The following is a 12151-nucleotide window of genomic DNA, read 5'->3' as shown; positions in this document are numbered from 1 at the left end:
TCTTTTGTATTTTTTATTGATGTATTGAACTTATTTTTTGGATTGATCCAATTCAAAATCTTCTTTTTTAGGATCCCAAACGAAAGACATTGTAAAAGGTTTATTGTTTTTTTGACCTGAGAAAATAATGTCTTTTTGTTTATCATTATTACTATCTTTCAGCTCAAAAGGTAATATTTTGGGTGAATAGTTATTGCCGTCAATTGTTTGAATAGTCCATTCTTTGGTATTCAGATATTCTTTAATACTATCTTTATTAATCCCGATAAAATGGTGAATTCCATTTGCTTTGGAGGTTTCTTCCGTGATCATTAATAAAGGCGATTGATTTTCAAAAACAACAACAGGTTCATACTTTTGGGTTAAATAATTTCCTTTTATCTGACCTTTATCATCCAGAATAAAAAGCTCTTTATACGGCCAGCCGGACATCGCGCCATCAATTTTATCAACATACGCGAGTGTATAAGGTTTATCTGATCCGTAAAGTTTTATTTCTTCAGTTTTAATCAAACGGTAAGGTGTTCCTTTATCATCTTTCGGTTCCTGTCCTAATTTTTTGTATAAACTTGTTAAGAAAGCCTTTTCGTTTTTATTTTGTTTAAAACTGTCAATTAAAGTTGGGGTTGTTTGTACTGTAGAATTTTTAGTGGAGTCTTTAACTGATTCCTGTTTAGTTTCATTTTTTTTGCAACTTACCATAGCTAGAGTTACTGCTATTGTTGCTGTGATCAATTTTAATTTCATTGTGTATGTTTTTACTGATAACGTGATACACTAAAATTATACCAATATCTACACTTCACAATCATCAAAACGAATAGTAAAGCTTATTCTTTTATTGGAGTCAACTCAAGACGGTCTTTATCTATTTTGAACTGATACGTTCCATTAAGTGTTTTTGGCTCCTTGCAATCACCGGCCATATCTGCCATGCCTTCGCTTATTTCGACCTGATTATCTTCATAAACATTATAAGTTCCCATCATGTGAAAACATGAAGTTCCGGTATGGAATTTTTTATCTGCTTCAAATTGAAGAAAATTAAATTTAGGCTGTTCCGCAGGAAATTTGATTGATTTTGCTTTTTTAAAAGTAGCACTTCCGTCGGCGTTTATTTTTTCAACTTCCCAAGTTGTCTTTGCAAGAGCGTTGGTTTGAGCTTTTGCAGTTGTAATTAATGAAAATGTTGTTATGATAAATGTTAAGAGTAGTTTTTTCATGTTTAAATATTTGAGGTTGGTTTTTTTTAAATTAATCTTTATAATTTAAATACGGATTATTGATTTTAAATTCATAATTACATACTTCTTCATTGGATAATTTCAATAATTTCTGAATATATTCCGGTAAAGATTGCCCGAATTTATCATCATAAGCTTTTGTTTCCTGAATCTTATTATCAACAGATTCTACAGATCTAAGATAGTCATTATTATAGACGATACTGGCAATCAGCGTATTTCCATCTTCATCATACTCTTTTGAAATTCCGAAAATTACATTTCCTCTATTTTCATTGGTCTGTTCTAAATTTCCTTCCGAATTATAGATGTATTCAATTCCGTTTTTATAGCCGTTTTTATATTCAGCTTCGGATTCTATGGTATCATTAAATTTCACATAAATCTCTCCCGTAAACGGGTGGGTTAAAGTTTGATCTAAAAAATATACAGCATAACCGTTTCTATCATTTTTTGTAAATAAACGATCGTCAATATCTTCAAGTCTTAATTCTATATTTTTATTAATCATAATTTATTAATTATGTCCGTGTGTATTAATTCCATCAGTTAAGAAACCACAGTGTGGACATCTTACTTTAGGTGGAGGAGTTCCTCCATTATTTTTAATTGCATTATTTTGAAGATCCCTATTATGAAGATCCATTTCTCTGATTGAATTTTCATCCACAGGCAAACCGGCTTCCCTTCTTGCTTTCAAAGCCTGATCATAAGCTCTTATTTCTGAATGTGCCGCCAATCTGTTATCAGCCGTTTCCGGAGGTTTGATTTCACCACTTTTAATTTTCGCCTCATAGTCGGCAACTTTTTGTTTGATGATAGGATCTGCTCCGCCTAACTCAGGAGGGTCTGTTAACCATTTTTCATAAGCAGCTCTACCTGTAGCATTAGTTTTAAAGTTTTGACCATAAAAAGTTTTTCCAGTAACCGGATCATATACTCCGGACAGACAAGGACCTCTTTCTGAAGCGCTTTGACTTCCTACAATTTCTTTTGCTTTTGCCTCTGTAGCTTCTACTAATTTTTCTGCAGGTGTTTTAGGAGGACTTTCATAAGTATTTCTTTCATCTCCATCTTTAGGTTTTGCCTTATTCTCCCCCTGCCCTTTACTTCCATTTGCTCCTTCATCTTCAGGAGTCTGATTTCCATCCTTATCTTTAGGATTATTATTCCCTTCTTTATCAGAAGGTGTGCTTCCATCTTTATCACCACCGGCATTTGGTTCTTCTACAGGAGGTTTAGGACCTTTTGCTCTTATGTTTAACAAATATAAGAAAAGAAGGTAATCGGAAGGCTGTGCCTGCCCTGAAAATATGCGCTGTCCCATACCAATTTCGGGAATACCGCCATTGACTAAAGCTTCTCCGGCATCTCCGGCATTCTGAACATTTCCATACGCATGTTCGTTGGCTAATGAATTTAAACCAAAAAGAGCCCGACTTCCTCCCCAAATTCCGGTAAAACTTCCTGCCACATTCGATAATACACTGGAAAAAGTGGGTGCGGCGAACGCTAGCGAGCCGCCCGCAAGACCAGCAACAAGAAAACCTCCGGCTCCAACTCCGGCTCCACCTAAAGCACATCCTGCCAATTGAGTAACATAATTAAATCCACCCAAGGCCAAAGCATGTGTCCAGCTTTTGATTTCGGGGGCAAATTTTACGACTCCTCCGATAGAGCAAGCCATTGTTCGATCACCTGTTATTGCGGGAGTTCCGGTAAGAAGCATATTATCTTTGCTTCCATCCCAAGTTCTGGCGGTTGCATTTTTTTGTCCGCATTTTAAGGCTCCGTCAACGGCTGCAATGACGCCTCCTGCAAATCCTGCTGCGGCACCAATCGCCATCATTCCCATTAGACCAATGGCGGCAATACCTCCTGTTCCAACAATTAATGCGACCACAACTATAACTGCAACTGCTGTTAAAATCGCTGCCAACAACATATTTTTAGTACATCCGAAATCTATCCAACTGCTTGTTGCGGTGTCTGCAACGGTAATATAGACATCTCCCGAACTTTTTTTATTGCTTTTTCTGGTTCCCTGTAACTGAGCGGGCATTGCTCCGCTGGAACACATCCAGAAATCTTTTTCTGTTATAATTTTATTCCCCATATCATGCTTTTTTTAAGATTTGTTTTCTTGTATGGGCTGTTATTTTATTTCTGTTATTAATGGTTTGATGCTCGAGACCGTAACCAATTTTTGATATAAATTCCTGCTGTTCTTTCTGATATCCTTTTTCAATGAAAACAAAAAAGGTTTTGACATCATTTTTTTTATCACGTCTGAATCTAAATTCAAAATGATAATTTTTTATAGAAAACCCTCTGCTAAAAGTTTTTATATCAATACTGTTCTTTTGTAAGGTATTCATTGGACATTTTATATTTAAAAATTTCGTCACTATAAAATGTATATTTCAATTTTGTGTAAAGGTTTTCAGGATCGGCGATTTCTTCTCTGGTTAAAGAAGCTTCGATCATTCTTCCTGTAATTTCATCAAATCTGTAAATTCCTTTTTCGTTTAATGAAGTTTGGAGTTTACTCGTGTCAATCTGATTCGCGAACTGAACATATGCTCTATTATAAAATCCAATATTCAATAAAATAGAAGGTTCACCGGAAAGTTCTACGATCATTTCGTCTGAAGAAAGCAGTGGATTGGAACTGTTTTTCAGGTTAAAACTCCAATGTACGTTGGCAGAATTGAAGAAATTCAAGGCATTATCTTTAAAACTTGACGGGACTTTTTTCCCATAAATTTTATTGAAATACATTAGAAAAAATTCGTTATTCTGGATTCCTTCGATCAATTTCTCCTGATTCTGAAAAATGTTATCATTTAAAACAATAGCGTTTTTGATGTCTGGATTATTCTCGGCAATTTTTTCCATTTCAGCCTTTGTCTGGCTCCATTTTGAGCGGATAATATCCATATTTAAAACCTGAACAGCTTTTCCATCATTATTTATTCTCAAATGCAATTCGTTGTACAACCTTGAAAAAGCATTGGTTAATGCTGCAATTTCTTTAATCAACGGATTATTGGCTTCGAGTAAAATATGATCCAGCATGATGATTTTAACCTCAACAAAATCTTCATCCACTTTTAAAACACTAAAATCCCATCTCAACTGAGATCGGGAAGTCATGTGAACATTCACCGCCTTGATATCTGAATCGATGATCAACGTGTATTGTTCAGAGAATTTTTCTTTTATTTTAAATGAATTACTCATATCAGATTTTAATTAATAAAAGCATCACCGCCGTCAATTTTCGTTTGCCCGCCACCGATATGGTTGGCAGGAGAAGAAACATCAACACCTTTAGAAGCCGCAATTCCGATTCCTTCAGCACCGATTCCGATTATTTTCCCGCTGAGAATAATGGTTCCGTCGGTGTTTAATGTGATTGAACTTGAACCTGTTTTAATGGTGATATTGGTATCGCATTCCAACGAAATATTTCCGGCATTATCCATAGAAAACATAGAATTTGCTCCGCCACCATCTTTACTTCCGACATTGATTACGTTTTTGCTTCCTGTATTCACGGTGTTGTTATTTCCTACCGAAAGCGTTTTATCGTTATTGGCATTGGTTGTAGCATTTCCGGCACCGTCAAACTTCATGTTCGCACCACCCTGATCTGTTAAAAATACCGAACCTGCACCGTCGTCTAGTTCTAATTTATTTCCGCTTCGGCTGCTTAGACTTTTAATATTATTATTTTGTCCGCCACCACCGCCAACTCCTCCGTGGAACATTCCGCCCATTACGAAAGGCCTGTCGGGATGTTGATGAACAAAATTTACAATTACCTGATCGCCAACTTCTGGAATTGCCATAAAGCCTCGATTTTTACTCACTTTATCACTACTTCCTGCATCCGGAGTCATTACGCGGATAAATTCTGTGGTCGTTGAGCCATTTTGCCAGTCAAACTGAACCTGCACGCGTCCTTGATTCATCGGATCTGTATTGGAAATCACTTTAGCAAACTGAGGTTCAGCTTTTGGCAACTGAAATTCTGGTCGCGGAATAAATCCGGTATCTGAAGCTATCGCATCAAAAGTTCCTGTGTAATAACCTCTTGCATCCACTTCATGATTCACTTCTACGATCATTAATTTGGTGAAATAAGAAGTCTGATTGGTATCTGTTTTACGCATTTCAATATCTGCAATGCATCCCGGATACAAAAACGGAACTGTCGTTGTTCCCGAGGTTACAAATACGTTAGAAGCTTTACTTCCTGCCGTTCCTTTTTGGGAAGCATCGATATCCATAAAAGAAGATGCCTTGATCGGAGCAACCCTTAACGAGGGCGTTTGAAATGTTTTTTCTGAAATTTCGTAAGCTCTTTTTGCAATATCTGAAGTATGATTTATTTTCGAATTGCCTGTCGTTAATTTTTCATTTTTACTGCTGTTGTAACCGTAAAAAGTGGGATTTACGTGCTGAGCTTTCATTTTTATTTTAACATCATTTACACTGCTTCCATAAGTGAGTTTTACGGGTTGTTCCTGTGGCGGAAGCTTTCCGAAATGAAGAACTTCACCGTCATAATAGAACTGTTCGCCATACGCTTCAGCGATTCTTGCGAGATAATTGTAATGAGTTTCCTCGTATTGAGAACTGTAAGAAACATTTCCGTGTTGGGAATCTACTCTGAAATCGAATTTATTTTGTCCCAACCCTTCTTTAATGACTTGATCAGCAATACTGTTCAGGCTTATTTCCTGACCTCCTCCAAAACTTTGAATATGTGGGGCAGCATCCAACAAAACTGTCGGACTGAAACCTGTAAGAACAATATTTCCCAAACTTCCTTTTTCCTGACTGAAACCGACTTCTGTAATAACACCCACGAAACTTCTTTCGGGACCGTCTTCAACATCTTTATATTTAAAAATAACGGTAATTCGTTTTCCTAAAAAGTTTTGAGCTTCTTCTAAATTATGGTTTTCTGCATTTCCTAAGGAATCATGAGCAAGCATCAGATCAAATTCGTGATGTTTGACTGCATTTTGCTTTAATTTAAAATGTTTGAAATGTTTAATGACCTTACCTTCAATAATAATGTCAAGTTTTACCACGCGATTGATGCCTAAAACCTGACTTTCAGGGATTGCGTCGGCGTTGTGTATTTTGGAAGTAGGCTGTTTAGACCAGACTTTATCTTCAACTAAAGTCGGAATATTTGCCTGTTTTACCTGATTCATAAACATTCCGGAAGCATTTTGGGCAATTCCTGTGTACGCCTGAGCCGTTGCAAGAGTTTCTGTTGCTTTCTGAACTTTTCCGTTTGTTTTTTCCTGAATTTTCTGGGTCGCTTTATTTACAGCCTGTGTTTTTGCCGTTTCACCCATTTGTTTGGTTACAGATGGTTTTCCGGTTTTGGAAGCCGAAGTTTTTGGCGTGTTATCATCCTGAAACATAGCCTTGTGATTTTGGTTATTGGTGTGTATGTGTTTTAAATGCTAAAATTTATTCGATAAAAAATCAAATAAATTTTTAATTAATCAATGTTTTAAAACTTTAAAATAACTGAATTACAATATTTTAAATCTTAAAAACCTGAAATAATTTATTTTTCAAAAAAAAACAGAATAGCTCACTCTGTAAGGAGCGCACTATTCTGTACCAATTTTATTTTTACTAAGATGATTGTAACTGTTAGTTAGTGCCTCCTGGCCAGATACCTTCGTAAGCAGAATTACCATAATTGATTTTTTCTGCACTTACGATGAAACTGATCAACATACTGTTTTCGTCTACCGCGTCGAAGTCTACTTCATGCTGAATTACGTATCCGTTTTCCCAGTTCAAAGTAATTAATGTACCTTCTTCGTGAGACTTGTTGAAAGTAATTTCTCCGCTTGTTGGTTTGTACTTTCCGTTTAGTAAGCTTTCCAGAATGTCTGATTTTTCTGTTGCTTCAATTGTAAGTTTGATGATTGCATTTGAAGGGTCTGATGCTACACGTCCTGAAACGTCTGTAGATCTTGATACGCTATAATTTAGCTTTAATAATTTTTGTCCTTCGCTACCGTTGAATTTTAAGATTCCTCTTGAATTTGCTGCCATGTTTTGTAAATTTTAATCGTTAATATTTTGTGATTTGGTGATTGATTTCTATAGCAAAGATATACTCCTTATTCCTACCCTGAAAGTTTTTAAACCTCAATCTGAATTTTTGTAGTATTTCTACGATTTGATGTAGTAATTCTACGACTTTTGATTTAAAATTATTAAAAATTTCCTTTATTAAAAGGATTTAATAGTAATTTGTTAATATTGAATTAATGCAAATTTTCACACTTAATCGGGAAATATTAAGATTTATTTAAGATTAAATTAACGATTTTTGGCAATATTTTTTAATCAATATTTAAAAAATAATTAAAATTTAAAAAGCTAAAAAAATGCCCAATTCAGAATTGAGCAATATTATATAGTAAAATAGCGGAAAGATTATTTTAAAACCCTCTCTTTATATTTAGATAAAATCCATTCATAATTATTTGTAAAGAGTAGAAAATGAATGTTTTTATCAGAATACAAAAAGTAGGTACCATTAGTCCCTTTTAAATTTCCCAGATAATTAAATTTATCTTCTTCCTCTAAATTATTTACGAGAACTTTCCTGAGAACTTTCTTTATCTCTTCTTTATCATTTTTTAGATTTTTATCATAAAAAATATCGTGATCTTCCTTTGATAAAACGGTATCTGTTTCAGAAAACTCCAGTTCTTTTACGGTAAAATGATTTTTCTCTAATTCAAAAAACTTTATCACTTGCCTTCCAACTCTTGAGTGCGTTACAGAAAAATACGTATCATTATCATCCTCACATTTTTCTATAAAAAATTTGGCGTCTCCAAAATTGTCAACAGATCCGGGAATCATATCCATTATTTTAACTCTGGAAATATTTCCTCCATTCAAACTTGAATGATACACCCAAAGTGCCCTTTCTATGAAAACAAAAAAGTAGATATTATCTTTGTAGGAAAACCCGTCAATTAACTTAGGAACATCCAGAAAATAATCTTTTGACGCTTTAATAAACTGATTTCCTGTCGGAATTTGATTCTTTTTGTTGATCAAAGTCTTTTCATTATTATTGGCATTTAAAATCAAACTCCAGTCAATACTATTATTGTCGGATTTCTTTTGGGAGTATAATTTTATATTATCTGTAAGTGATATCGTGTCCATATTTTTGTCTTTTATTTGTGAAAATAAAAAATGAGTATTAATAATAAAAAATGAAAATAAAAAAATTAACCTTTTCATAATGTATATGTTATTTTATCATCAGTTACATACGGGGCTCCGCCAAGTCCTTTAAAAAGACTAATGACCAAATGTTGTTCCATATTAGTTGTAATGGTTTTATATTCTGCTTTTCCCGGAGTTTTTTCTCTCAAATACAAAACCCCCGTTAAAGCCGATGTAGAATATTCTGCCAATAATTTCTTACTTGTTTTCTGCCCTGTTTTGAATCTTAGACCGTAAGATGCATCGTAGTATTTTTTCACCCCATTTCTTTCAAACAAAGTAAAGACATGATCCGAAAAATAATGAAGCGGATTGGCATTTCCCTGCGCGCGATACTTTGTGGAAACTGGCAAATCGGGAGCTTGAGGATCCTTGATATTCCATCCTTTAACCAAAAATATTAAATTAATAAAATGAGTGGCTTTCTTCAACATAATGCTGTTATCATGACCATTTCCTGAAAAAATTGCAAATTGATCTAAAACAATACCCTGTGTAAGCCCAATGTAGAGCAAAAATGCCGTCCATTCTCCACATCTGAATTCCCCATATTTTAAAATAACCCTGCTGGTTCTTTCAATATAAGCGCCTGTAGATGCATCATAGAACATGTAAGCTCTTGGATCTGCAGGATCTGTCAGCGTGTTTGCTGTTTCAGAGCTAATTCCTCTCCAGTAGCCTAGTCCCTGTGTACTCCAGTCTTTTGAAAAATAGGGTGTTTTATCTGGTCTGGTCTGTCCCTCTCTTCGTCTCAGGATTTTTAAACCCTCAAATTGTTTAAAAACAGAATCTAAAACCGCTTCTTCGTTTTCCTCTTTTACTTTGGAAGAATTTCCTTTTCCTGTTCCGCCTTTGCAGCCCAGCCACAGTAAAGTTTCAAATATATTTTTTTGATTTTTATTGGCCTGGCATTTCATCTGCATCGTATCATTTCCTGTAGAACGGCTTTCAAAATTATTATATAAAGGTTCTTTCCAGGTAAGATAAAGACAAAATTTAACGCTTTTCATCGGGATCCAATTGGTTCCGTCTTCAGAATATTCAAAATTAAGGGTGAAGTTTTCTAAAAACTGTATGGTATCTTTATAGGGTTTAGTATCGCAGGTAAATATTAATTCATGTTCTTCATCCTTGTTTTTTTTCGGATGTTGCTGTTCTTTAAAAATATATTTATTATTTCCATCCTTTACCCTGATTTTACAGGCCATAGAACCCTTGGTTTTAAAGGTAGCTGTGAACACAAAATTATCTGTGCTGGCAAGCGTTATCGGTAAAGGATCAGGTTTATTTTTGTCTAAGGTATTGGTTCTAAGAATCAGCCAATGGTAATATTTCCCTTTATCCTCCAATATCCAGAAGTTTTTAAAATCGCTGAAATCCGTGACCTCATCATGACAGATATCAAAAGTTGTATTGATCTTAATCTTAATCAGATCTAAACTTCCCAGTGACGGAGGTGCCGAACTCACGTTGTAGCTCACCCCCTTTTCTTTGCCTTTTTGGGCAAATTTGTCTGCAGAAGAGTTTACAATACTTTTTCCGGCAAAAACTTTGGCATCACCTCCGGTTGTCTCTATATAATCACCACCTATGTAAGATTCCTTGCCCATTTTACAAAAGATTTAGTAATTATTAGATTTTTGTCCCGAGTTGTTCTGAACTTCTTTTTCAGCATGTTGCTCAAAAGTTCCCTGGCTTTGCGTAGTAATTTGTCCGTTTGCTACCCGAAGTCTGTCTTTATCTGTATGAGATTCTTTATTTCCCTGAATAAATTCCGTCATTTTTCCGGTTACGTTGGTAATAAAATCAGCTCCGGTAGAAACGTATTTCATAGAACCTATGCTTTCGCTGTGATTCATCACAATCGTATCCATTTTATTCACACCGACGTTGGTTGTCATGTTTTCAGCGACATTGATATTCATATTTCTGCAATTCAATGTCATGGTTTCGGGAGCGGTAATTGTGATATTGCTTCCTGTGGTATCCAAGTGAATTTCGTTACCGGATTTATCTGTAATAATAATACTTTCATCTTCCGTGAAAACCACTCGGTGACCGCTTCTGGTTTGAATTGATTTTACTCTGTTATCCACACCACCGCCTAATCCAACTCCGCCATGAAACATTCCGCCCATTACGAAAGGCCTGTCCGGATGGCTGTGAACGAAATTCACCATCACCTGATCTCCAACTTCGGGAATGGCAACATAACCTCTGTTTTGGCTAATTTGATCTGTTCCTCCTGCATCAGGACTCATCATTCTGATGAAATGTGTTGTATCATTCATTTGCCAGTCGAATCTCACCTGAACTCTTCCCTGTCCTTCCGGATCAGCATTTGAAATTACGGTTGCGATTTGCGGTTCAGCTTTTGGCATCGTGAATTCGGGTTTTGGTAAAAATCCTGTGTCTGAAGCTATTCCTTCAAAAGTTCCAGTATAATGTCCGATCGTATCAATTTCATGGGTAGTTTCCGTTACCATGATTTTGGTGAAATAAGAACTTTCATTCGTATCAACCTTTCTCATCTGAACATCAGCCACGCAACCCGGATGTAAAAACGGAACAGTTGTATTTCCTGATAATGAAAATACATTTACCGCTTCACTTCCTGAGGTACTTTTTTGAGAATATTCAACATCAAGATGAGTTGATGCCTTAATCGGCGCGACCTGAAGTGCTGGAGTCTTGAAAATTTTATCGTTATGCTCGTAAGCAGTTTTTGCTAAATCGCTTACATGCTGAATTGGTGTTGCTCCTGACGTTAATCTTTCATTTTTACTGCTGTTGTAGCCGTAAAATTGAGGCTTTGTATGATTTGCTTTTAATTCAACCTTAATATCGTTGGCATTGCTTCCGTAAATAAGTTTGATTGGTTTATTTTGGGGCGGAAGTTTCCCGAAATGAAGGACTTCACCGTCATAATAAAACTGTTCGCCATACGCTTCTGCCATTCTCGCAAGATAATTGTAATGCGTTTCGTCATATTGACTGCTGTAAATAATCTGAGAATAATCGTTCGCATCAATTCTGATATCAAAACGGCTTTTATCGATTCCCTGTTTTATTACTTCTTCAGCGATAATTCCCATATTGACAGGTTTATCGCCTCCAAAACTTTGAATATGACGGGCTCCGTCCAATAAAATGGTCGGACTGAAACCAGACAGAACAATATCTCCAAGGCTCATTTTTTCCTGACTAAATCCAACTCCTGTAATTACTCCAACAAAAGTTCTTTCAGGGCTGTTTTCTATGTCTTTGAATGAAATGACTGCTGTCAGACGTTTTCCGAGGAATTTATTAGCCTCTTCCAAGGTATGGTTTTGGTTATTTCCTAACGTGTCGTGCGCCAAAGTGAGCGTAAACTCATGGTGACGCTGTGCGCTTTGTTTCAGTTTGAAGTGTTTGTAATACTTGATTACTTTACCTTCAATGACCAAAGATAATTTCACCAGCCTGTTGATTCCGGCGTGGTGGCTTTCCGATACTCCGTCTGCATTCTGTGACGGACGATAGGAAGGACTGTTCAGTATATTTTGTGATTCTGTTTTCATATTATCTGCGTTTAGATAGGTTAAACATTATCTCCCCGTGTTATTTTGTGGTTT

The 12151-nt window shown here is 35.7% G+C and carries 11 protein-coding genes; all 11 read right to left on the bottom strand.

All coding sequences use genetic code 11. From position 1 onward, the window contains the following. Nucleotides 1-30: 30 nt before the first annotated feature. Nucleotides 31-747, bottom strand: a complete 717-nt coding sequence (locus SB689_RS17045; protein WP_410693312.1) for a hypothetical protein — start codon at nucleotides 745-747, stop codon at nucleotides 31-33. Nucleotides 748-830: 83 nt separating this feature from the next. Beyond that, nucleotides 831-1223 (bottom strand): META domain-containing protein, encoded by a 393-nt coding sequence (locus tag SB689_RS17040; RefSeq protein WP_410693311.1) that lies wholly within the window; start codon nucleotides 1221-1223, stop codon nucleotides 831-833. Nucleotides 1224-1254: 31 nt separating this feature from the next. Further along, nucleotides 1255-1755 carry a hypothetical protein gene (locus SB689_RS17035; RefSeq protein WP_410693310.1) on the bottom strand — a complete coding sequence of 167 codons (501 nt, stop codon included), beginning with the start codon at nucleotides 1753-1755 and terminating at the stop codon, nucleotides 1255-1257. Between the two features lie 6 nt (nucleotides 1756-1761). Further along, complete coding sequence (locus SB689_RS17030; protein ID WP_410693309.1) at nucleotides 1762-3360, bottom strand: hypothetical protein; 1599 nt, start codon at nucleotides 3358-3360, stop codon at nucleotides 1762-1764. Nucleotide 3361: 1 nt separating this feature from the next. Then, a complete protein-coding gene (locus SB689_RS17025; protein ID WP_410693308.1) occupies nucleotides 3362-3622 on the bottom strand; it encodes a hypothetical protein in 261 nt (86 codons plus the stop codon). Beyond that, nucleotides 3594-4487 carry a hypothetical protein gene (locus SB689_RS17020; protein WP_410693307.1) on the bottom strand — a complete coding sequence of 298 codons (894 nt, stop codon included), beginning with the start codon at nucleotides 4485-4487 and terminating at the stop codon, nucleotides 3594-3596. The genes SB689_RS17025 and SB689_RS17020 overlap by 29 nt, the downstream gene beginning before the upstream one ends. A gap of 8 nt (nucleotides 4488-4495) precedes the next feature. Further along, nucleotides 4496-6691 carry a type VI secretion system Vgr family protein gene (locus SB689_RS17015; protein WP_410693306.1) on the bottom strand — a complete coding sequence of 732 codons (2196 nt, stop codon included), beginning with the start codon at nucleotides 6689-6691 and terminating at the stop codon, nucleotides 4496-4498. A gap of 238 nt (nucleotides 6692-6929) precedes the next feature. Further along, nucleotides 6930-7340, bottom strand: a complete 411-nt coding sequence (gene tssD / locus SB689_RS17010; RefSeq protein WP_072409683.1) for a type VI secretion system tube protein TssD — start codon at nucleotides 7338-7340, stop codon at nucleotides 6930-6932. A gap of 387 nt (nucleotides 7341-7727) precedes the next feature. After that, the gene (locus SB689_RS17005) at nucleotides 7728-8474 is read right to left on the bottom strand and encodes a hypothetical protein (RefSeq protein ID WP_410693305.1); all 747 of its coding nucleotides are present in this window, start codon (nucleotides 8472-8474) and stop codon (nucleotides 7728-7730) included. 74 nt (nucleotides 8475-8548) lie between these two features. After that, complete coding sequence (locus tag SB689_RS17000; RefSeq protein ID WP_410693304.1) at nucleotides 8549-10147, bottom strand: hypothetical protein; 1599 nt, start codon at nucleotides 10145-10147, stop codon at nucleotides 8549-8551. Between the two features lie 12 nt (nucleotides 10148-10159). Beyond that, nucleotides 10160-12097 (bottom strand): type VI secretion system Vgr family protein, encoded by a 1938-nt coding sequence (locus SB689_RS16995; protein WP_410693303.1) that lies wholly within the window; start codon nucleotides 12095-12097, stop codon nucleotides 10160-10162. Nucleotides 12098-12151 lie beyond the last annotated feature (54 nt).

Origin of the sequence: Chryseobacterium sp. SIMBA_038 (assembly GCF_046535115.1) — a bacterium.
GTDB lineage: Bacteria > Bacteroidota > Bacteroidia > Flavobacteriales > Weeksellaceae > Chryseobacterium.
The sequence above is the reverse complement of the archived record's forward strand: the minus strand, read 5'-3'. Positions and strand labels throughout refer to the sequence as shown.